This window comes from Myceligenerans pegani (genome assembly GCF_014892515.1).
In the GTDB taxonomy this organism is placed as follows: domain Bacteria; phylum Actinomycetota; class Actinomycetes; order Actinomycetales; family Cellulomonadaceae; genus Myceligenerans; species Myceligenerans pegani.
Map to the genome: position 1 here is coordinate 52,718 of NZ_JADBGR010000084.1, position 20,961 is coordinate 73,678.

Annotated in this window: 20 protein-coding genes; 17 read left to right on the plus strand and 3 right to left on the minus strand. The window is 72.7% G+C overall.

What is annotated here, in order from left to right; all coding sequences use genetic code 11:
- The first annotated feature begins 15 nt into the window (after positions 1–15).
- The 15 genes from murG (at position 16) to IIE03_RS12170 (ending at position 16,020) form a co-directional block, all read left to right on the plus strand.
- Complete coding sequence (murG, locus tag IIE03_RS12100; protein ID WP_192863015.1) at positions 16–1,146, plus strand: undecaprenyldiphospho-muramoylpentapeptide beta-N-acetylglucosaminyltransferase; 1,131 nt, start codon at positions 16–18, stop codon at positions 1,144–1,146.
- Positions 1,143–2,699: a UDP-N-acetylmuramate--L-alanine ligase gene (gene murC / locus IIE03_RS12105; RefSeq protein ID WP_318842949.1), complete on the plus strand. Its 1,557-nt coding sequence runs from the start codon at positions 1,143–1,145 to the stop codon at positions 2,697–2,699. Before murG ends, murC begins: the two co-directional genes overlap by 4 nt.
- Positions 2,696–3,571, plus strand: coding sequence for a cell division protein FtsQ/DivIB (locus tag IIE03_RS12110; RefSeq protein WP_192863016.1), 876 nt, complete (start codon positions 2,696–2,698; stop codon positions 3,569–3,571). Before murC ends, IIE03_RS12110 begins: the two co-directional genes overlap by 4 nt.
- A gap of 267 nt (positions 3,572–3,838) precedes the next feature.
- Positions 3,839–5,170, plus strand: a complete 1,332-nt coding sequence (gene ftsZ / locus IIE03_RS12115) for a cell division protein FtsZ (RefSeq protein WP_192863017.1) — start codon at positions 3,839–3,841, stop codon at positions 5,168–5,170.
- A 78-nt stretch (positions 5,171–5,248) separates the two neighbouring features.
- The gene (locus tag IIE03_RS12120; protein ID WP_192863018.1) at positions 5,249–6,091 is read left to right on the plus strand and encodes a purine nucleoside phosphorylase YfiH/LACC1 family protein; all 843 of its coding nucleotides are present in this window, start codon (positions 5,249–5,251) and stop codon (positions 6,089–6,091) included.
- A gap of 200 nt (positions 6,092–6,291) precedes the next feature.
- Complete coding sequence (locus IIE03_RS12125) at positions 6,292–6,765, plus strand: cell division protein SepF (RefSeq protein ID WP_192863019.1); 474 nt, start codon at positions 6,292–6,294, stop codon at positions 6,763–6,765.
- A 138-nt stretch (positions 6,766–6,903) separates the two neighbouring features.
- On the plus strand, positions 6,904–7,203 hold the full coding sequence (locus tag IIE03_RS12130; protein ID WP_192863020.1) for a YggT family protein: 300 nt from the start codon (positions 6,904–6,906) through the stop codon (positions 7,201–7,203).
- A gap of 187 nt (positions 7,204–7,390) precedes the next feature.
- Entirely contained in the window at positions 7,391–8,023 is a 633-nt protein-coding gene (locus tag IIE03_RS12135; RefSeq protein WP_192863021.1) for a DivIVA domain-containing protein, read from the plus strand.
- Between the two features lie 223 nt (positions 8,024–8,246).
- Positions 8,247–8,708, plus strand: a complete 462-nt coding sequence (locus tag IIE03_RS12140) for a TraR/DksA family transcriptional regulator (protein WP_192863022.1) — start codon at positions 8,247–8,249, stop codon at positions 8,706–8,708.
- Between the two features lie 281 nt (positions 8,709–8,989).
- Positions 8,990–9,349 carry a hypothetical protein gene (locus tag IIE03_RS12145; protein WP_192863023.1) on the plus strand — a complete coding sequence of 120 codons (360 nt, stop codon included), beginning with the start codon at positions 8,990–8,992 and terminating at the stop codon, positions 9,347–9,349.
- Positions 9,350–9,599: 250 nt separating this feature from the next.
- Positions 9,600–10,241 (plus strand): signal peptidase II, encoded by a 642-nt coding sequence (locus tag IIE03_RS12150; RefSeq protein ID WP_192863024.1) that lies wholly within the window; start codon positions 9,600–9,602, stop codon positions 10,239–10,241.
- The gene (locus IIE03_RS12155; RefSeq protein WP_192863025.1) at positions 10,241–11,179 is read left to right on the plus strand and encodes an RluA family pseudouridine synthase; all 939 of its coding nucleotides are present in this window, start codon (positions 10,241–10,243) and stop codon (positions 11,177–11,179) included. The genes IIE03_RS12150 and IIE03_RS12155 overlap by 1 nt, the downstream gene beginning before the upstream one ends.
- Before the next feature lie 100 nt (positions 11,180–11,279).
- Positions 11,280–14,846 (plus strand): DNA polymerase III subunit alpha, encoded by a 3,567-nt coding sequence (gene dnaE, locus IIE03_RS12160; protein WP_192863026.1) that lies wholly within the window; start codon positions 11,280–11,282, stop codon positions 14,844–14,846.
- The gene (locus IIE03_RS12165) at positions 14,843–15,619 is read left to right on the plus strand and encodes an NUDIX domain-containing protein (protein WP_318842950.1); all 777 of its coding nucleotides are present in this window, start codon (positions 14,843–14,845) and stop codon (positions 15,617–15,619) included. Before dnaE ends, IIE03_RS12165 begins: the two co-directional genes overlap by 4 nt.
- On the plus strand, positions 15,616–16,020 hold the full coding sequence (locus IIE03_RS12170; RefSeq protein ID WP_192863027.1) for a pyridoxamine 5'-phosphate oxidase family protein: 405 nt from the start codon (positions 15,616–15,618) through the stop codon (positions 16,018–16,020). The genes IIE03_RS12165 and IIE03_RS12170 overlap by 4 nt, the downstream gene beginning before the upstream one ends.
- 50 nt (positions 16,021–16,070) lie before the next feature.
- On the opposite strand, the gene IIE03_RS12175 is transcribed toward IIE03_RS12170, so the two are convergent.
- Positions 16,071–16,673: a response regulator transcription factor gene (locus tag IIE03_RS12175; protein ID WP_192863028.1), complete on the minus strand. Its 603-nt coding sequence runs from the start codon at positions 16,671–16,673 to the stop codon at positions 16,071–16,073.
- Positions 16,670–17,860 (minus strand): sensor histidine kinase, encoded by a 1,191-nt coding sequence (locus tag IIE03_RS12180; RefSeq protein ID WP_192863029.1) that lies wholly within the window; start codon positions 17,858–17,860, stop codon positions 16,670–16,672. The genes IIE03_RS12175 and IIE03_RS12180 overlap by 4 nt, the downstream gene beginning before the upstream one ends.
- A gap of 184 nt (positions 17,861–18,044) precedes the next feature.
- Here IIE03_RS12180 and IIE03_RS12185 point away from each other — a divergent pair, with 184 nt between their 5' ends.
- Positions 18,045–19,049 carry a hypothetical protein gene (locus IIE03_RS12185; protein ID WP_192863030.1) on the plus strand — a complete coding sequence of 335 codons (1,005 nt, stop codon included), beginning with the start codon at positions 18,045–18,047 and terminating at the stop codon, positions 19,047–19,049.
- Between the two features lie 36 nt (positions 19,050–19,085).
- Here the strand turns inward: IIE03_RS12185 and IIE03_RS12190 are convergent, their stop codons facing one another.
- Positions 19,086–19,343, minus strand: coding sequence for an RNA-binding S4 domain-containing protein (locus IIE03_RS12190; RefSeq protein ID WP_318842951.1), 258 nt, complete (start codon positions 19,341–19,343; stop codon positions 19,086–19,088).
- Between the two features lie 176 nt (positions 19,344–19,519).
- Here IIE03_RS12190 and hisD point away from each other — a divergent pair, with 176 nt between their 5' ends.
- Positions 19,520–20,875: a histidinol dehydrogenase gene (hisD, locus tag IIE03_RS12195; RefSeq protein ID WP_192863031.1), complete on the plus strand. Its 1,356-nt coding sequence runs from the start codon at positions 19,520–19,522 to the stop codon at positions 20,873–20,875.
- Positions 20,876–20,961: the final 86 nt, after the last annotated feature.

A 20,961-nucleotide genomic window follows, 5' to 3' on the forward strand; every position in this document is an offset into this window, starting at 1 on the left:
CGAGGTGGAACTGAGTTGACCCAGACGAATGTCCGATCGGTCGTGCTCGCCGGAGGCGGTACCGCAGGACATGTGAACCCCCTGCTCGCGGTCGCGGACGAGATCCGTCGCCGCGAGCCCGCGGCGCGGCTGCTCGCCCTGGGCACCGCGCTCGGCCTGGAGGCCGAGCTGGTGCCCTCCCGCGGCTACGAGCTCCGGCACGTGCCCAAGGTGCCGCTGCCCCGCAAGCCGTCGGCCGACCTGTTCGCGCTGCCCGGCCGGTTGCGCGACGCCGTGCGCGCCGCCGAGGCCGCCATCGAGGAGATCGACGCCCAGGCCGTCGTCGGCTTCGGCGGCTACGTGTCCACCCCGGCCTACCTCGCTGCGCGACGCAAGGACGTCCCCGTCGTCATCCACGAGCAGAACGCCCGCCCCGGCCTCGCGAACCGGCTCGGCTCCCGCTGGGCCGCACGGGTCGGCCTGACGTTCCCCGGCACCGTGCTCAAGGGAGGCGTCCTGACCGGCCTGCCGCTGCGTGCCGAGATCGCCCGCCTCGTCGACGAACGCGCCGCCGACGCGGCCGGGGCACGCGCCCGTGCCGCCGCGGCGCTCGGCCTCGACCCGGCCCGGCCCACCCTCGTCGTCACCGGCGGCTCCCTCGGCGCCGTCAGCCTCAACCGCGCCGTCGGCGGCGCCGCCGCGGCCATCACCGCGATCGGCGCCCAGGTGCTGCACCTGACCGGCAAGGAGAAGGACGGCCCGGTCCGCGAGATCGCCGCCGCCCTGCCCGCCGAGGCCGCGGCCCGCTACCAGGTGCGCGACTACCTCGCCGAGATGCAGCTCGCGCTCGCCGTCGCCGACGTGGTCGTGTGCCGGGCCGGTGCCGGCACGGTCAGCGAGCTCGCCGCCCTCGGCATCCCGGCCGTCTACGTGCCGCTGCCCATCGGCAACGGCGAGCAGCGGCTCAACGCCGCTCCCGTCGTCCAGGCCGGCGGCGGGCTCCTCGTCGACGACGCCGACCTGACGACCGACTGGGTCGCCGGGACGATCCCCGCGCTCCTCGGCGACCCCGAACGGCTCGAGGTCATGGCCAAGGGTGCGGCGACCGCCGGCGTGCGCGACGGCGCCGCCCGCGTCGTCGACCTCGTCGCGGAGGCGATCGCGTGACCCACACGGTACCTGACCTGGGGCGGAGCCCCGATGGCGAACCGGGGAGACACGACCGGGATGCGACAGCCGACCTCGGCCGGGTGCACATGATCGGCATCGGCGGCGCCGGCATGTCCGTCGTCGCCCATCTGCTGCACGCCCGGGGCGTGCCGGTGCAGGGCTCCGACGGCGCCGACTCCGCCGCCGTCGCCCGGCTGCGCGCCGCCGGCGTCCCGGTCTGGGTCGGGCACGACGCCGCGCACGTCACCGGCGAGGACGGCGAGGGCCCCGGCCCGGCGGGTCCGGGCCCCGTCGACGGCCCCGGCCCGGCCGACACCGTCGTCGTCTCCAGCGCCGTGCGCGAGACCAACCCCGAGCTCGCCGCCGCCCGGCGGGCCGGGCTGCGCGTCCTGCACCGGTCCGAGGCGCTCGCGGCGCTGATGGCGGGCGGGCGTGGCGTGGCCGTGGCCGGCGCCGCGGGGAAGACCACGACGTCGGCCATGCTCGCCGCCGTGCTGCGCGAGACCGGGGCCGACCCGTCGTACGCGATCGGCAGCACGGTCCGCACGGCCGACGGCGAGACCCCCGGCGGGCACCTCGGCTCGTCGGACATCCTGGTCGCCGAGGCCGACGAGTCCGACGGCTCGTTCCTCAACTACGTGCCGGTCGTCTCGATCGTGACGAACGTCGAGCCGGACCACCTGGACCACTGGGGCACCGCGGAGGCCATCCACGCCGCGTTCGTGGAGTTCGCCGGGCGGCTGGCGCCCGGCGGGACGCTGGTCGCGTGCGCCGACGACGCCGGCTCGCGCGCCGTCGCGGAGGAGGCCGCCGCGTCCGGCGGGCGGGTCGTCACCTACGGCGAGTCCGGCGGCGCCGGAGTGCGGATCACGGACCTGACCACGGCGGCGGACGGATCCACCGCGACCCTGAGCGGCGCGGTGCTCGGGCCGGAGCCGCTCACGCTGCGGCTGACGGTGCCGGGCCGGCACAACGCGCTGAACGCCACGGCGGCGGTCGTCGCGGCCGTGCTGCTGGGCGTCGCGCCGGCCGACGCCGTCGCGGCGGCCCGGGCGTTCGTCGGCACGGGCCGCCGGTTCGAGCCGCGGGGCGAGGCCGGCGGCGTGCGCGTCGTCGACGACTACGCGCACCATCCCACCAAGGTCGCGGCGCTCCTGGACGCCGCGCGCACGGTGGCCGCACCCGGCCGCGTGCTCGTGCTGTTCCAGCCGCACCTGTACTCGCGCACGCGGGACTTCGCCGCGGACTTCGCGCGCGTCCTCTCCCGCGCCGACGAGGTCGTCGTCACCGGCGTGTACGCGGCGCGCGAGGACCCCGACCCCGCGGTCGGCCCGCGCACGATCACCGGCCAGATGTCCCCGGCCACGGCGCACGCCGTCGAAGACATGCACGACGCCGCGCGCGAGGTCGCGGACCTGGCCCGGCCGGGAGACCTCGTGCTCACCGTCGGGGCGGGGGACGTCACGATCCTGGGTCCGGAGATCCTGGACCGGCTCGCCGAGCGCGTCGCGGCCGGTGACCTGCGGGCGGCGGGGAACGTGCGCGCATGAGACCGCCGTCGACCCCGGCACGGCGGGGGCAGCCCCCGGCACCCGGGGCGGAGCGCGAGGAACGTCCCACGCGGGACCGGACCCCGGCCCAGGGCACGCCGGAGGACCGCCCTCGCCCTGCGACGGGCCCGGTGAGCATGGTCGACCGGCTCGCCGAGCGCGACGCGGAGCGCAAGGCCATGGCGCGCATCCGGTTCTGGCGCCGCGCCGCCTGGGCGACGGGCGGCGCGGCGATCGCCGTCGCGCTGGGCTGGCTGGCCTTCTTCTCGCCGCTGCTCGCACTCGACCCCGGGCAGGTCGCGATCTCGGGCGAGGGCACCACCGTCGATGTCGGCGAGGTCCGCGACGAGATCCTCCCGGAGCGTGGCGTGCCGCTGCCCCGCCTCGACACCGTCGCGCTGCGGGAACGGGTCCTGGGCCTGAACGGGGTCAAGGACGTGCGGATCATGCGCGCCTGGCCGCAGGGGCTGACGGTCGAACTCACCTCCCGCGAGCCGGTGGTGGCGGTACCCGACGGCGAGGCGTACGCGCTGCTCGACGAGGACGCCGTGCGCGTCGGCACCGCCGCCTCCGCGAAGGACGTGCCCGTGGTCGGCGTGCCGCTGTCCGACGACGCCGGATCGCGCGCCGCCCTCTTCGCCGCGCTGGACGTCATGGCGGCCCTCCCGCCCGGGCTCGCCGGCAAGGTCGCGTCGGTCACGGCCGACACCCAGGACGACGTGCGCACCCGGCTCGACGACGGCACGGCCGTGGTCTGGGGCAGCGGCGACCGCCTGGAGCTGAAGGCGCGCGTGGTCACCACCCTGCGCCGGGCCGAGCCGGACGCGCGCATCATCGACGTCTCGTCCCCGGACCTTCCGGTCACGCGCTGAGCAGCCCGGTCACGTGCCGACGGCGGTGGCGCCGATCGTGCTCCGGCCGTGCCGGGGAGATCGCGTGCCGCGGCGAAATGACATCGGTGTGATTCGAGCGTGCATCGTGGCGCGACACGCGCGACGATGTTCTTGGACCGGCAGTGGTACACACATACCGTCGGAGTCAGCAGCAACGTGACATAACACTAACCCTCTACCTTAACCTGAGACTTTCTCGCGGGACAGGGGGCGAGGTCGCAAGGACCCGGATCGAAAGGCGACGACGTGGCAACTCCGCAGAACTACCTGGCAGTGATCAAGGTGGTCGGCATCGGTGGCGGTGGTGTGAACGCCGTCAACCGCATGATCGAGGTCGGCCTCAAGGGCGTCGAGTTCATCGCGATCAACACCGACGCGCAGGCCCTCCTCATGTCCGACGCCGACGTCAAGCTCGACGTCGGGCGCGAGCTCACGCGCGGCCTGGGCGCCGGGGCCGACCCCGAGGTCGGCAAGAAGGCGGCGGAGGACCACGCCGAGGAGATCGAGGACGTGCTGCGCGGCGCGGACATGGTCTTCGTCACCGCCGGCGAGGGCGGCGGCACGGGCACGGGCGGTGCCCCGGTGGTGGCGCGCATCGCGCGGTCGCTCGGCGCGCTGACCGTGGGCGTCGTGACCCGCCCGTTCACCTTCGAGGGACGCCGCCGCGCCGTCCAGGCCGACCAGGGCATCGAGAACCTGCGTGACGAGGTCGACACCTTGATCGTCATCCCGAACGACCGCCTGCTGTCCATGTCGGACCGCAACGTCTCCGCGATCTCCGCGTTCCACTCGGCCGACCAGGTGCTGCACTCCGGTGTCCAGGGCATCACCGACCTCATCACCACGCCGGGCCTGATCAACCTCGACTTCGCCGACGTGAAGTCCGTGATGCAGGGCGCCGGGTCCGCGCTGATGGGCATCGGCTCGGCCCGGGGCGAGGACCGCGCCGTGCAGGCCGCCGAGCTGGCGATCTCCTCGCCGCTGCTCGAGGCGTCGATCGACGGCGCCCACGGCGTGCTGCTCTCCATCCAGGGCGGCAGCGACCTGGGGCTGTTCGAGGTGCACGAGGCAGCGCGCCTCGTGCAGGAGGCCGCGCACCCGGAGGCCAACATCATCTTCGGCACGGTCATCGACGACGCCCTGGGCGACGAGGTGCGGGTCACCGTCATCGCCGCCGGGTTCGACGGCGGCGTGCCGCAGCAGCGCAAGGACTCCGGCGCGCTGGGCACGGTCGCGGGCGGGCGCTCCTCCGCCCCCGCCACGGCCCAGGTGCCGACCGTCTCGTCGGACGCGGCGCGCCGGGCGCCGGAACCGGTGCCGGCGCCCCCGGGCGACGACCGTCCCGTGTCGATCCCGCCCGCGGCGGTCACCACGCTGCCGCACGTCGTGACCGACGACGGCGGGGACGACGTGCCCGAGAGCCTCGATGAGCCCGCGGTCGTGGTCTCGCCCGCGTTCGAGCGGCGGAACGCCGAGGGTGGTTCGGGCAACGGGGCGCGGGTCGAGGTGCCGCCGCTGTTCGACGAGGCGTCGCGCCGGTCGTCCGAGGAACTCGACGTCCCGGACTTCCTGAAGTGATTGTGGCGACGTGACCTCGTACGGCGGACGGTGCGGCGGCCGGCACGGCAGCTCGCACGGCCCGGTGGGCCCGTGCTCATGACGGCGGCGACCGGCATCGGCACGATCCCCGTCGATCTCGGCGCGGGCGTGCGGGCGTTCTTCACCACGGCGGCCGGGGGAGTCTCCCCGGCGCCGTGGGCGGGGCCGTCCGGCCCCGGCCTGAACCTCGGGCTCAACGTGTCCGACGACGCCGGTCGCGTCCGGGCGAACCGGGCCCGGCTCGGCGCGGTCCTGGGCGGCGCCCCCGTGGCGTTCGCCACGCAGGTGCACTCCGCCCGGGTGATCCCCCTCGGCCCCGGGGAACGCCGGCGCTGGCACGCCGACCCCGTCCCCGACACCGCGGGCGACGGCGACGCGCTGGTCACCGCCGAGCGCGGCCTGGGCCTCGGCGTCCTGGTCGCGGACTGCGTGCCCGTCCTTCTCGCCGATCCGGAGGCGCGGGTGGTCGGTGTCGCGCACGCGGGGCGCAAGGGCGTCGCCGCGGGTGTCGTGCTGCGCGCGCTGGAGTCGATGACGGAGCGGGGTGCCCGGCCTGGCCGGGTGCGTGCCGCGGTCGGCCCGGCGGTGTGCGGACGCTGCTACGAGGTGCCCGAGGAGCTCCGTCACGAGGTCGCCGCCGTGGAGCCCGCCGCCTTCGCCGAGACGTCCTGGGGAACGCCGTCCCTCGATCTGCCCGCGGCGGTCGGGGCGCAGCTCGCCGGTGCCGGGGTCGCCGTGACCCGCATCCCGCGCTGCACGCTCGAGGACGAGGAGCTCTACTCGCACCGCCGCGCGACCGCCCGTGGGACGACCACGGGCCGCCAGGCGGGCGTGGTTGCGCTGCTCTCCGACGTCGCGCCCCTCGACTGTCAGTCACCCCGGCTACCGTTCGAGTCCTGACCTGCGGAAGCACAGGCTTGTAATTTCAGTGGGCATGAGCTGAACAACTTTGGCAAAGTTGGTCATGGCACGGCGTGTCGCACTTCGGTGTCGGATCGCGCCAGGCTACTTTTGTCAAGCCGCACGGATCCGTGCGGACGCATGCAGGCAGACCGGATGGCGGAGAAGGACTCGCAAGAGGGCGACGAACGGAGAGAGCGATGGCCGGAGCGCTTCGAAAGACCATGCTGTATCTGGGCCTCGCCGACGAGCAGGGCGAGCGGGACGCGTACTACGACGAGTACGAGGACGTGGAGGAGACCGTGCAGGAGCACCGACACGCCCAGGTGACCCCGCTGCACCCCGAGGGCGCGCCCGATCACGTCGCGCTGTCCACGTCCGAGCTGCGCCGGATCACCACCGTGCACCCGCGTTCGTACAACGACGCGCGGATGATCGGTGAGGCGTTCCGCTCGGGCACGCCGGTGATCATGAACCTCACCGACATGGACGACGCCGACGCCAAGCGCCTCGTCGATTTCTCGGCCGGCCTGATCTTCGGCCTGCACGGCTCGATCGACCGCGTGACCAACAAGGTGTTCCTGCTGTCGCCGGAGCACGTGGAGATCGCGGGCGAGGAGCGCGTGGCCGAGCCGCCCGTCACGGGCAAGGGCGCGTTCTACAACCAGAGCTGACACCACCTCCGCGAGATCCTCTCCAGCCCTCCGGCCGAGCGCGCCGGGTATCCCCGTGATGCCCGGCGCGCTCGGCGCGTCCGGGTGTCCCCGGCGCGCTGCTACCGCGTTCCCAGACGCGTCGCGTAGGTTGGCCTCGTGGCTCTGTTCTGGGGAATCATCGACTTCGCGTTGTTCGTGTTCCTGCTCCTCCTCATCGGGCGGCTGATCTTCGACTGGGTGCAGTACTTCGCCCGGGACTGGCGGCCGTCCGGCGTCGTCCTCGTGCTCGCCGAGGCGATCTACACCGTGACCGACCCGCCCCTGCGGGTGCTGCGGCGGATCATCCCGCCGCTGCGACTGGGCTCGGTCCAGTTGGACCTTGCTTTCATGGCGCTCTTCTTTCTGGTGGTTATTGCCAGGTCGATCGTTGGCGGTCTCGCCATTGCGACGGCATGACTGTGACCCGCGTCATGCGATGGCGGGCGGGCTTGTGATGAATTCGTGACCGGGCGCGGTCCTGGTGTCCAGCCCGGTAACAATCCGCTAACGTGGGAACCCGGCGGGCGCACCAGGCAGCCACCATCACCGGTGAGTGCGGGTGTCCGCCGAGCAATTCCGGCTTCAAGGCATTGAGGTGACATGTATGGCACTGCTGACGGCTGAGGACATCCTGAACAAGAAGTTCTCTGCAACAAAGTTCCGTGAAGGGTATGACGTCGAGGAAGTTGACGACTTCCTGGACGAGGTGGTGCGGACCCTCACGTCCGTCCAGGAGGAGAACGAGGGGCTGCACTCGAAGCTGGCGGCCGCCGAGCGACGGATCGCGGAGCTCTCGCGCGGTGAGGGCGCAGCCCAGCGCCAGGCCGCCCCGGCCCCGGCGCCGGTCGCGGCGCCGATGGCGGCCCCGCAGGGGGCGCCCGAGCCGGAGAACGCCACGGGCATGCTCCAGCTGGCCCAGAAGCTGCACGACGACTACGTGCGCTCCGGCCAGGAGGAGGGCGACCGCCTGATCTCCGAGGCGAAGGCCGAGGGCGCCCGGATCGTGCGGGACGCCGAGGAGACGAGCCACCGCACCCTGTCGCAGCTCGAGCAGGAGCGTTCGCTGCTGGAGCGCAAGATCGACGAGCTGCGCCTCTTCGAGCGCGACTACCGCACGCGCCTGAAGAGCTTCCTGCAGAACCTGCTGGGCGACCTCGACGCCCGGGGTTCCGCCCTTCCGCAGGGGCGCGGGAGCCAGCCGCAGGGTCGTCCCGCGGAGATGGCGCAGGGAATCTGATGCCCCGGCGGGCGGAACGGGCCACCGGGCCTGCCCGCCCGCGGTCGCAAGGGCGCCGAGCGCCGGCCCCGGACAACGACCTCAATGCCACCGGCGCGCGGCGGCACCGACAGCGGTCCGCACAGCGAGTTCTCGTCGTCAGTTCGGCGAGTCCCGTTGTGCGGGCCGCTTCTTGTGCTTACGCTTCTCGGACTTGACTCGGGGCGGCCGTGAAGGGGATCCCATGACCAAGCTTTCGACGACGACGCGCACCGCGCTGAAGCAGTCGTTTCCGAACCTTGCCAAAGACGTGAAGAAGTTCCCGGTGCGTGATGGCGAGGAGCCATGGACGTTGCACGAGGTCGAGGAGCTCGCGGCGCTGCTGCTCGAGGACAGGGAGCGTCTGGAGGGCGAGCTGAAGGCGGCGGACGCCGAGCTCAGCGAACTCCTGCGCAACTCCGGCGACGGGGCGGGTGACGACCAGGCGGACTACGGCTCCAGCGCGCTCGAGCGTGAGCAGGAGCTGACCCTCGTGAACAACATGCGCGATCTGCTCGATCAGACGGAGCATGCCATCGAGCGGATCGCGGCGGGCACCTACGGGGTGTGCGAGATCACGGGCCTGCCCATCGGCAAGGCACGTCTTCAGGCGTTTCCGCGGGCGACCCTGTCGGTCGAGGCAAAGGCTCGCGAAGAACGCCGCTAGGCGGGCACGAAAGGCCGGTGTCGATGCCGGTGCCAGGCCGATTGTGACCCGATATCAATGTGGTGATGTCTGTGTTGCGGGTGTTGCTGGTGCATTGTCCAGGCATTCCATCCGGAAATGTCGCATTCTTTGTCGATGATCCTCGCGGAGTTCCGATTGACAAGGTGAATTTCTCGGAAGATGCTCGTCGCGATGAATCACACGCGTGTCATTCATGCGTGTGATTCATCGCTTTACATTCGACGCTATTTCGAGGAGACACAATGAAGCGAGGATTCCGCGTGGCAGGTCGCGCTGCGGCGGCCGTGGTGATGGCGGCCGGCCTGGTGGGCGCCGCCGCGACGGGCGCGAGCGCGTCGGTCACGACGGCCGAGGGCCCGGGCGACGGCAGCCTCAACGTGCTGAACAACGTCTGCGTCGCGCCGTGGCACTGGGACGGTCCGGGCAACGTCAGCGCCACCGGCAACCTGACCGACTACATCGCCTGCAACGGTGAGCCGGCCGAGATGGGCGGCGCCGGCTCGATCAACATCCTGAACAACGTCTGCGCCCTGCCCTGGTACTGGGAGGGCCCGCTGAACCTGCTCAACACGGGCAACGTGACCAGCTACAACGCCTGCAACGCCCCGGCCGGTTCCTGACCGAGGCGCTGTAGTCCGCGGCACGCGTCCGTAGACCGGCCGGCGCATCCTCCCAGCCGCCGCATGGTGAGCGACGATGCCGCATCAGGTGAGGCCCTTTCCCGGATTCCGGGAAAGGGCCTCACCTTCTTTCGTGGGTGCGCTTCCTCGTGCCGTTCCCGGCGGACGGAACCGCCTTCCGTGGACGGCCCGGGACACGGCCGTCCACCGCGGGCCCGTCCCGCGCGCGCCGCATGGGAGACTTTGCCTGATGTCTACTCCCGCAGAATCCTCCGCCGCGGCCGGCGGCGAGACCGACGCCCCGGCCACGCCCGCGCCGTCGGGCAGTCGCGTCCTGATCACCTGGACCGTCGTGCTCGCGGCCGCCGTCCTCGCCGCCGACCAGCTCACGAAGTGGTGGGCGGAGTCCGCGCTCGTCGAGGGCGGTGAGCCGATCCGCGTGATCGGCGAGCTCCTCCAGCTGCGCCTCGTGTACAACCCGGGCGCCGCGCTGTCCATCGCCACGGGGATGACGTGGGTCCTCACCATCATCGTGGTGGTCGTGGTGATCGCGATCCTGCGGCTGATGCGCAGGATCGGCTCGCGCGGGTGGGCGGTGTCGCTCGGCCTGCTGCTCGGCGGCGCCGTCGGCAATCTCACGGACCGCCTGCTGCGGGACCCCGGGTTCGCGCGCGGGCACGTCGTCGACTTCATCGACTACGCCGGGTTCTTCGTGGGCAACGTGGCGGACATCGCGATCGTGGTCGCCGCGGTCTGGATCGCGGTCCTGTCCCTCCTGGGCATCGGGGTCGACGGCCGGCGGGAGAGCGACGGTTCGCGCCACGCCGAGCAGGCGGCGGACGAGGCCGGCAGGACGTCGGGGGACGCGGACGGCGTCGCCGGGCCCGCCTGATGCCGCTGCGCACGCTGCCCGTCCCGGACGGGCTCGACGGCGACCGGGTCGACGCCGCGCTCTCGCGGATGCTCGGCCTGTCCCGGACGCGCGCGGCCGACCTGGCCACCTCCGGCGCGGTGCGGCTGGACGGACGCCCGGTCGGCAAGTCCGACCGGGTCCTGGCCGGCTCGAACCTGGAGGTCGACGTGCCCGACGAGCGCGGCGGGGACGGCGGTCACCTCGTCGAACCCGTGCCCGTCGAGGGCATGGGGATCGTGCACGACGACGACGACGTCGTCGTGATCGACAAGCCCGTCGGCGTGGCCGCCCACCCGTCCCCGGGGTGGACGGGGCCGACCGTGGTCGGAGCGCTGGCCGCGGCCGGCTACCGGATCTCCACCTCGGGCGCCCCCGAACGGCAGGGGATCGTGCACCGGCTCGACGTGGGCACGTCGGGCCTGATGGTGGTCGCGAAGTCGGAGGCCGCGTACTCGGCGCTGAAACGGGCGTTCAAGGAGCGGACCGTGGACAAGGTCTACCACGCGCTCGCGCAGGGCCACCCGGACCCGACGTCGGGCACCATCGACGCGCCGATCGGGCGGCACCCGAGCGCGGACTGGAAGTTCGCGGTGACCGCCGACGGCAAGCCGTCGGTGACCCACTACGAGACGCTCGAGATGCTGCCCGCCGCGTCACTGGTCGAGATCCACCTCGAGACCGGGCGGACCCATCAGATCCGGGTGCACTTCGCCGCGGTGCGGCACCCGCTCGTCGGTGACCTGACGTACGGCGCGGACCCGGTGCTGGCCACGCGGGCCGGTCTCGCGCGGCAGTGGCTGCACGCGGTGCGGCTCGGGTTCGAGCACCCTGCCACGGGGGAGTGGCTCGAGGTGTCCTCGGACTACCCCGACGACCTCGCGGCGGCACTCGACGCGGTCGGCGGAGAGTACCGCTGAGCGGGTGACGGCGCAGGCCGTGGCCGTGGAGGGAGGCTGTCGCGGGGAGTCCTGCGCGTCGTCCTTCGTCAGTGTCGGTGACCCCGCATAGGATCGGCCCATGCCGACCGCGACTGCTTCCTCCACGGCCTCGAAGAGCGAGGATTTCGTCCACCTCCACGTCCACACGGAGTTCTCCATGCTGGACGGCGCGGCGCGGATCGGGGACCTCATGGACGAGGTCGGGCGGCAGGGCCAGAAGGCCATCGCGACCACCGACCACGGGTACCTGTTCGGCGCGCACGAGTTCTGGGCGCAAGGGCAGAAGAAGGGCATCAAGCCGATCATCGGCGTCGAGGCGTACGTGACGCCGGGCACCAGCCGGTTCGACCAGACGCGCGTGCGCTACGGCGAGCCGGGCCAGGAGGCCGACGACGTGTCGGCGCGCGGCGCCTACACGCACATGACGCTGCTGAGCAAGAACAACACCGGCATGCACAACCTGTTCCGCGCCTCGTCGCTGGCGTCGATCGAGGGGCAGATGGGCAAGTGGCCCCGGATGGACCGGGAGCTCCTGGAGCGCTACTCCGAAGGGCTCATCGCGACCACGGGCTGTCCGTCGGGCGAGATCCAGGTGCGCCTGCGGCTCGGGCAGTGGGACGAGGCCGTCCGGCAGGCCGGTGAGCTGCAGGACATCTTCGGCAAGGAGAACTACTACGTCGAGCTGATGGACCACGGGCTCGAGATCGAGACCCGGGTGACCAAGCAGCTCCTGGAGCTGGCCGAGCACATCGGCGCGCCGCTGGTGGCCACGAACGACCTGCACTACGTCCGCGAGGACGACGCCACGAGCCAGGAGGCGCTGCTCGCCATCAACTCGGGGTCCACGCTGGACGACCCCAACCGGTTCAAGTTCGACGGCACCGGCTACTACGTGAAGTCGGCCGCCGAGATGCGGCGGATCTTCAAGGAACTACCCGAGGCCTGCGACAACACCCTGCTCATCGCCGAGCAGTGCGAGGTGTCGTTCGACACGAGCGCGAACTACATGCCGCGCTTCCCGGTGCCGGACGGGGAGGACGAGATCTCCTGGTTCATCAAGGAGGTCGAGAAGGGACTGCACCGCCGGTATCCCGCCGGGGTCCCGGACGCCGTGCGCAAGCAGGCCGAGTACGAGACCGACGTCATCGTCCAGATGGGCTTCCCGGGGTACTTCCTCGTGGTCGCCGACTTCATCAACTGGTCCAAGCAGCAGGGCATCCGCGTCGGCCCCGGACGCGGCTCCGCGGCGGGCTCGATGGTCGCCTACGTCATGGGCATCACCGAGCTCGACCCGCTGGAGCACGGTCTGATCTTCGAGCGGTTCCTCAACCCCGAGCGCGTGTCGATGCCCGACGTCGACGTGGACTTCGACGAGCGCCGGCGCGGTGAGGCCATCCAGTACGTCACCGAGAAGTACGGCGACGACCGCGTGGCGATGATCGTCACCTACGGCACCATCAAGGCCAAGCAGGCGCTCAAGGACTCCGCGCGGCTGCTCGGCTTCCCCTTCGCGATGGGCGAGAAGCTCACCAAGGCGATGCCCCCGGCCGTGATGGGCAAGGACATCCCGCTGTCGGGCATCTTCGACCCCAAGCACGACCGCTACGCCGAGGCGGCCGAGTTCCGGCAGCTCCACGACACCGACCCCGAGGCGCAGCGTGTCGTCGAACTGGCGCGCGGTATCGAGGGGCTGAAGCGGCAGTGGGGCGTGCACGCCGCGGGCGTGATCATGTCGAGCGATCCGCTGATCGACATCATCCCGATCATGAAGCGCCTGCAGGACGGCGCGATCATCACGCAGTTCGACTACCCGACGTCCGAGGGCCTCGGGCTCATCAAGATGGACTTCCTGGGCCTGCGCAACCTCACGATCCTCGACGACGCCCTCGAGAACATCGTGATGAACGGCAAGGACCCGGTCGCCATCGAGGATGTCGCGCTCGACGACAAGCTCACCTACGAGCTGCTCGCCAGCGGCAACACGCTCGGCGTGTTCCAGCTCGACGGCGGGGCGATGCGCTCCCTGCTGCGCCAGATGCGGCCCGACAACTTCGAGGACGTCTCCGCCGTCATCGCCCTGTACCGGCCGGGGCCGATGGGCATGAACTCCCACACCAACTACGCGCTGCGCAAGAACGGGCAGCAGAAGATCGAGGCGATCCACCCGGAGGTGGTGGAGCCGTTCGCGGAGATCCTCGACGAGACCTACGGCCTGATCGTCTACCAGGAGCAGGTGCAGCGCGCCGCCCAGATCATGGCCGGGTACTCGCTCGGCCAGGCGGACCTGCTGCGGCGCGCCATGGGCAAGAAGAAGCCCGAGGTGCTGGCCAAGGAGTTCGTCAACTTCGAGAAGGGCGCCAAGGAGAAGGGGTACAGCGACGGCGCGATCAAGGCGGTCTGGGACACCCTGGTCCCGTTCGCCGGCTACGCGTTCAACAAGGCGCACTCTGCCGGCTACGGCCTCGTCGCGTACTGGACCGCGTACCTCAAGGCGAACTACCCGGCCGAGTACATGGCCGCCCTCCTGCAGTCCGTGGGCGACAACAAGGACAAGATGGCGCTCTACCTCAACGAGTGCCGCCGCATGGGCATCACCGTGCTCCCGCCCGACGTCAACGACTCCGCCGTGAAGTTCACCGCCGTCGGGGGCGACATCCGCTTCGGCCTCACAGGCGTGCGGAACGTCGGCAAGAACGTGGTCGACGCGATCGTGGCCGCCCGCGAGGAGCGCGGCGCCTACACGTCGTTCACCGACTTCCTCGACAAGGTGCCGGCCGTCGTCTGCAACAAGCGCACCATCGAGTCGCTCATCAAGGCGGGCGCCTTCGACTCCCTCGGGCACACGCGGCGTTCGCTGCTCGTCGTGCACGAGCAGGCGGTCGACTCGGTCATCAGCGTCAAGCGCAAGGAGGCGGAGGGCCAGTTCGACCTGTTCGCCGACCTGGGCGGCGGCGACGCGGGCGACGACGGCGGGATGAGCTTCGCGGTGGACGTGCCCGACCTGCCCGACTGGGAGAAGAAGCAGAAGCTCGCCTTCGAGCGGGAGATGCTCGGCCTGTACGTCAGTGACCACCCGCTGTCCGGTCTGGACCACGTGCTGTCCCGGGCGTCGGACACGTCGGTGGCCTCGCTGCTCGGCGACGGTGAGCGGCCGGAGAACTCCGTGGTCACGGTCGCGGGGCTGCTCACGTCCGTGCAGCGCAAGATGAGCAAGAACGGCAACCCGTGGGCCGCGGTCACCCTCGAGGACCTCGAGGGCGCCGTCGAGGTGATGTTCTTCGGGGAGACGTACCTGGCCTACTCGACGGTGCTGGCCGAGGACCAGGTGGTGGTGCTGCGCGGGAAGGTGCGCAAGCGCGACGAGCAGGTTTCCCTCCAGGCGATGGAGGTCGCGCTGCCGGACATCACGGTGGGCGCGGACTCCCCGCTCGGCGTGACCGTGCCGCACACCCGCGCGGTCGAGCCGGTGATGGTGCGTCTGCGCGAGGTGCTCGCCGACCACCCCGGGTCGGCCGAGGTGCACGTGGCGGTGGACGAGCCGGGCAAGCGGACGATCGTGCGGGCCGCGGACTCGCTGCGCGTGGAGAAGACGCCCGCGTTGTTCGGCGACCTCAAGGCCCTGCTCGGGCAGAACTGCCTGTCATGAGCGACGCGGGGATCGTGCGGGACGCGGGAACGGTGCGAACGGGCGAGGAAGGGATGACCGACGCCGTGGTGGCTGGTGACGAGATCTCCGGGGCAGGGAGCATCTCCGGAGAAGAGAGTGCCGGGGAAGAGACCGCCGGACGGGAGAACGCGGGGGAGGAGGGCGCCGGGCAGGAGGCCGTGCCCAACGACCGCTACGACGAGCGCGACCACACACGGTTCGCCCTGGTCCCGGCGGCGTACGTGCTGCTGCGCCGGGAGGCGCCGCCGGCCCCCTGGAACGGCGGCACGGGCCGCAGAGGGCTGCCGCCCGGACCGGGCGCGCCCGGCTCCACGGAGGTGCTGCTCCAGCTCCGGCAGAACACCGGGTACCGCGACGGCTTCTGGGCGTGTGCCGCGGCGGGACACGTCGAGGAGGGCGAGTCCGTCGTCGAGGCGGCGGTCCGGGAGGCCGCCGAGGAACTGGGCGTGACGGTGGACCCGGCCGACCTGCGGCCGCTCACCGTGCTGCACCGGGGGGAGCCCGGCGGGCCCGCCGTCGAGCAGCGCGTGGACTTCTTCTTCGAGACCACGCGCTGGGAGGGCACCCCGCGCATCCTCGAACCGGAGAAGACGGCGGACCTCGCCTGGGTGCCGCTCGCCGAGCCACCCGTCTCGCTCGTGCCGCACGAGGCCGTCGTGCTGGACGCGGTCCGTGCCCGCGAGATCTCCGGCCGGGACGTGCCGCGCCTCATCACGTTCGGATTCGACGACGCGGCGGGGCGTGCCGGGTGATCAGGCTCAACCCGGAACAGCTCGTGTTCGTCACCGAGCGGCACCTGGCCACGCTCACCACGCTCCGCCAGGACGGCACACCGCACGTGGTCCCCGTGGCGTTCACGTGGGACGCGGCCGCCGGCGTGGTGCGCATCACGGCGAACCGCGGCTCGGTCAAGGCGCGCAACGCGCGTGGCTACCCGCCCGGCGGCGCAGCGCCGCGGGCCGCCGTCTGCCAGGTCGACGGCGGCCGCTGGATCACCCTGGAGGGACACATCGAGGTCAGCGAGGATCCCGGCGAGATCGCCTCCGCCGTCGAACGGTACGCGAGGCGATACCGTGCACTGGGTCCGAACCCCGAGCGCATCGTCCTGCGCCTGACCCCGGACAAGGTGATGGCCAGCACGTACATGGCCTGACCCCGCGTCGCCCCCGCCGGCCGCAGGCGGGCGCACCCGGCCCGGCGGCGTCAGATCCAGCCCTCCTCCCAGGCCCGGTGCGCCGCGGCGTGCCGCGTCGCGACCCCGAGCTTGGCCATCGCGGCCGACAGGTAGTTGCGTACCGTGCCGGGTGCGAGGTGCACGGCGGCGGCGATCTCGCTCACCTGTGCACCCGAGCGCGCCGCCCGGAGCACCTCGATCTCCCGGTCGGTGAGGGGACACTCGTTCTCGGTGAGGGCGGACGCCGCGATCTCCGGGTCGACGTACCGGCGGCCCGCCGCAACGTCCCGGATGATCTCCGCGAGTCGTTCCGCGGGCGTGGACTTGGGGACGAAGGCCCGCACTCCCGCGGTCAGGGCGCGGCGGAGGACGGCCGGCCGTGCGTGCCGGGTCACGAGGACGCAGTGCGTGGGCAGCTCGGCGCCGATCCGCGCGGCGGCGTGCAGGCCGTCGGCCGGCGGCATCTCCAGGTCGAGGACCGCGACGTCGGGCCGGTGCGCGGCCGCGAGGCGCTCGGCGTCGGTGGTGGTGGCGGCCTGGGCGACCACCGTGAGGTCGTCCTCGAGCTCCAGCAGCGCGGCCAGTGCCCCGCGGAGCATTTCCTCGTCGTCGGCGATCAGCAGCCGGATCACGGGACGGCCACCGTCGCGGTGACGACGAACCCGTCGCCGGCCGCCTCCCAGGTGAGCCGCCCGCCGACAGCCGTGAGCCGCTCCGCCAGCGATGCGAGCCCCGTACCGCCGGGCAGCACGTGGGTGCCGTCCGGCGCCCCGGTGGCGTCCACGCCGTCGTTGGAGATGCGCAGTCGTGCGCCGTCGTCGTCGGCGGTCAGCTCGATCGACGCCCGCGACGCGCCGCTGTGCCGGAGGATGTTCGTGGTCGCCTCGCGGACGACGAGGCCGAGCAGGTCGCGCCCGGCCGCGTCGAGGCCCGCCTCGGCCGCCGGGTCGGCCTCCACCCGGGCCACGACCCCGGCCGAGGACAGCACGCGGGACGCGTTGGTGAGCTCCGCGTCCAGCGTGGTGCGGCGGTAGCCCTGCACCAGCGCGCGGGTCTCGCGCAGCGCGTCCCGGGCGAGCTGCTGCACCTCCCTCATCGAGGCCGCCGCGCGCTCCGGGTCGGCCTGTGCCAGCCGGGCGGCCAGCTCGCTCTTCAGGGCGATGACCTGCAGGTGATGGCCCTGCACGTCGTGCAGCTCGCCCGCAAACCGCAGTCGTTCGCCGGCCACCGCGAGCTCGCCCGCCAGGCGGCGCGCGTCGTCGAGACGCTCCGCGAGCTGCCAGGCGTGGAGCATGCCGAGCGTCGTCGGCCCGAACGCGGCCACCATGAGCAACGGCATCCACGCCGCGTGCGCGGTGTCCCGCTCGCCCAGGAGGACCGCGACGGTCGCGCCGGCCAGCGGCAGGACCACCGCCGCGACGCCCAGCACCGCCCAGGCGCGGCGTGCCGGCAGGAACATGGCCAGCGCGGAGATGGTCGCCGCGGGAGCGAGCGACCAGAGCCCGAAGTTGCCGACCGCGAGCGGGACCACCCCCGCGACGAGCCCGCTGGTCGCGGCACCGGCGGTCAGCACGGCGGACGGCGTCCGGGAACGCAGCCGGAGCTCCAGCAGCGCCCCGCAGGCGACGATCGTGCCCGCCGTCGCCACGGCGGTGACGACACGGACGACGACGGCGACGCCGGGGTCCAGCACCCAGTCGCCCACGACCAGCCCCAGCACGCACGCGACCGTGCCGGCGAGGCCCCACCAGACATTGCGGCGGAACGCCGCCAGGCTGCGTCCGCCGTCGTCCCGGACCGCCGGTGCCACGGTGCTCATGGCGCCATTGTGGCAGCGCAGCGGCCGATCCGGGTGGCCCGTCGCGAAGGCCATGACATCTGTCACGGCGGGTCGTGACATCCGCCCGGCGGGGGGTGGTGTCCGGCACTACGGACGCCCCGCGCCGGGCGGAACCCTGGTTCATGAGGCGGCGGGCGCCGCCCGGCGAACCGAGGAGGACACGATGACCGAAGAGACGATCGACGCGGCGGTGCGGCCGGTGGTGCGGCCCGGGCGGCGGCCGGCGCAGGCGCGGGCTGCGGACGTGCGGCACGACACGACGCCGGGGACGCGGAAGGAGCGGTCCGCCGGACGGTTCCTGCTCCACCTGGCCGAGATGGTCGCGGCCATGCTGGTCGGGATGCTGGTGCTGGGCGGGGCCCGCGCCTGGGCGGTGGACGCGCTCGGTGTCCCGGCGTTCCCGTCCCGGCCCGACCTCGACACGATGCTGATGGTGCTGGACATGGTCGTGGGCATGACGCTGTGGATGCGGCTGCGCCGGCACGGCTGGGCCGCGATCGGCGAGATGGACGTGGCGATGGCCGCGCCGTTCGTGGTGCTGCTCCCGCTGTACTGGACCGGGCTCGTCTCCGACGGGGGCCTCGTCCTCTGGGGTCACGTGCTCATGGTCCCGGCGATGGCCGCGGCGATGCTCCGGCGCCCGGCCGAGTACGCGGGGCACAGCGCCGCGGGGCAGGGCAGCGCCGAGCAAGGCAGCGCGGACCCCGGCACCGCGGAGCGCGGCGCTGATGGTCGTGGTGCCGCCGGTCACGGTGCCGGCCGCGGGCTGGACCTGGCCTGGCTCGCCCGGCGCTGGCCCGTCGCGCTCGCGCTGCTCCTCTTCGTCGGCACGGTCGCCGGGGACGACGCGACGGTGCCCGCGTGGATGGTGGCCGGTATCGCCGCCGTCTATCCCGTCGTCGGGGTGCTGCGACGCACCATCCGGGACCGCTCCATGGCGCTGCTGCAGGCCGCGGGACTCGTGGCGTTCGCCGGCATCGCGGTGCTGGCGTCCGTGGTGGACCCGGTGACGGGGGCCTTCGTGGTGGCCGCCGGCCTCGTGGGCCACGCCGTGTGGGACGCGTTCCACCATCGGGCCAACGCTGTCGTCTGGCGGTGGTACGCCGAGGCCTGCGTGGTCTACGACCTCCTGCTGGCCGCCGCGGTGGTCGCGGCCGTGGCGGTGTGAGCGGGCGGGAACGACCCCGGAGCGTCGTCGTCGGACTCAGCCGACGACGGCGCTCTCCTCGCCGCCCGGGCCCCGTACCGTCACGCGGTCGCCTCGGGTGAGCTGCCGCCCGCGCCGGGTCTCCTGCTGGCCGTTCACCAGCACGTCCCCGGCGGTGACGAGTTCACGAGCCTGCACGCCGTCCTCGGCGAGGTTCGCCAGCTTGAGGAACTGGCCGAGGCGGATCGACTCGTCCCGGATCGGGACACGTTCGGGTTCGGGCAGCGCACCGGGCTGCGGATCACGGATCTTCACGCCCCCATCATCTCCCACGACGCACCGCCGTCGCGGGCGTGCCTCCCGTCGATGGTCCGCGCGGCGCACCTGCCGGCACGCGCCGCGAGGAAGACGCGGCGCCACGACTCCGGCCACCTCCGTCCACCACCTGGCCGTCCCTGTCGTCGGACCCCCGGGAAACTAGACTGGGCGTCGTGATCCAGCGCATCGATCTGACCGGGCGCGACCTGACGGCCCCGGTCGCACGCCGCGACCTGCTCGCCACCCTGCCACGCGCGGAGATGCGCGTGGACGACGCCGCCCGTGCGGTCGAGCCGTTGCTGCATCAGGTGCGCGACGGCGGTGCCGGTGCACTGCGCGACATCGCCGAACGCTTCGACGGCGTGCGCCCCGAGCACTTGCGCGTCCCGCCCGAGGCGCTGGCGAACGCCCTCGACACCCTCGCACCGGACATCCGTGCCGGCCTGACGGAGGCGATCCGCCGCGTGCGCGAGGTGCACGCCGCCCAGGTCCCGGCCGAGCGGGTCACGGAGCCTGCCCCGGGAGCCGTCGTCCGCCAGCGGTACGTGCCCGTGCGGCGCGTCGGCCTGTACGTGCCGGGCGGCCTGGCGGTCTACCCGTCGAGCGTCGTCATGAACGTCGTCGCGGCGCAGACCGCCGGCGTCCCCGGGATCGCCCTGGCCTCCCCGCCGCAGAAGGACCACGGCGGGCTCCCGCACCCCACCATCCTGGCCGCGTGCGCGCTGCTCGGCGTCGACGAGGTGTACGCCGTCGGCGGCGCGCAGGCCGTCGCGATGTTCGCGTACGGAGCCGCCGGCACCGCACCGCAGGACGGCGAGACCCTGTGCGAGCCCGTCGACGTCGTCACCGGCCCCGGCAACGTCTACGTCGCCGCCGCCAAGCGCCTCGTGCGTGGCCTCGTCGGGATCGACGCCGAGGCCGGCCCCACCGAGATCGCCGTCCTCGCCGACCGCACGGCCGACGCCACGCATGTCGCGCTCGACCTCGTCAGCCAGGCCGAACACGACCCCATGGCAGCCTCCATCCTGGTCACGGACTCGCCCGAGCTCGCCGACGCCGTCACCGAGCGCCTGGCCGACCTCGCCGCCGCCACCAAGCACAGCCTGCGCGTCGCCAAGGCCCTGGACGGCCCGCAGTCCGCGATCGTGCTCGTCGACGACATCGAGGCCGGGCTCGCCGTCGTCGACGCCTACGGTGCGGAACACCTCGAGATCCAGGCCGCCGGCGCCGCGGCGCTCGCGGACCGTGTGCACAACGCGGGCGCGATCTTCGTGGGGCCCTGGTCACCCGTGTCGCTGGGGGACTACCTGGCCGGATCGAACCACGTGCTGCCCACCGGAGGCACCGCGCGGTTCGCCAGCGCGCTCGGCGTGCACTCGTTCCTCAAGCCGGTCCAGGTGATCGAGTACACCCGGGACGCGCTGGAGCAGGTGGCCGGGCACATCAGCGCGCTCGCGAACGACGAGGACCTGCCCGCGCACGGCGAGGCGGTGCGGGGCCGGTTCGCCCATGGCGGCTCGGAAGTTTGAGGGTCGAGGTGTGAGGCTCGTTCCGTCGCGTCCGGGACCTGTGGATGACGCCGCGCCGTCCCGGGCGCGGATGGAAGACTGTTCTC

Coding starts and splice junctions, on each gene's coding strand:
- IIE03_RS12110 (WP_192863016.1), top strand. CDS start 2,696: ATGAGACCGCCGTCGACCCCGGCACGGCGGGGGCAGCCCCCGGCACCC.
- IIE03_RS12120 (WP_192863018.1), top strand. CDS start 5,249: ATGACGGCGGCGACCGGCATCGGCACGATCCCCGTCGATCTCGGCGCG.
- IIE03_RS12125 (WP_192863019.1), top strand. CDS start 6,292: ATGGCCGGAGCGCTTCGAAAGACCATGCTGTATCTGGGCCTCGCCGAC.
- IIE03_RS12135 (WP_192863021.1), top strand. CDS start 7,391: ATGGCACTGCTGACGGCTGAGGACATCCTGAACAAGAAGTTCTCTGCA.
- IIE03_RS12140 (WP_192863022.1), top strand. CDS start 8,247: ATGACCAAGCTTTCGACGACGACGCGCACCGCGCTGAAGCAGTCGTTT.
- IIE03_RS12150 (WP_192863024.1), top strand. CDS start 9,600: ATGTCTACTCCCGCAGAATCCTCCGCCGCGGCCGGCGGCGAGACCGAC.
- IIE03_RS12155 (WP_192863025.1), top strand. CDS start 10,241: ATGCCGCTGCGCACGCTGCCCGTCCCGGACGGGCTCGACGGCGACCGG.
- dnaE (WP_192863026.1), top strand. CDS start 11,280: ATGCCGACCGCGACTGCTTCCTCCACGGCCTCGAAGAGCGAGGATTTC.
- IIE03_RS12165 (WP_318842950.1), top strand. CDS start 14,843: ATGAGCGACGCGGGGATCGTGCGGGACGCGGGAACGGTGCGAACGGGC.
- IIE03_RS12180 (WP_192863029.1), bottom strand. CDS start 17,860: ATGAGCACCGTGGCACCGGCGGTCCGGGACGACGGCGGACGCAGCCTG.
- IIE03_RS12185 (WP_192863030.1), top strand. CDS start 18,045: ATGACCGAAGAGACGATCGACGCGGCGGTGCGGCCGGTGGTGCGGCCC.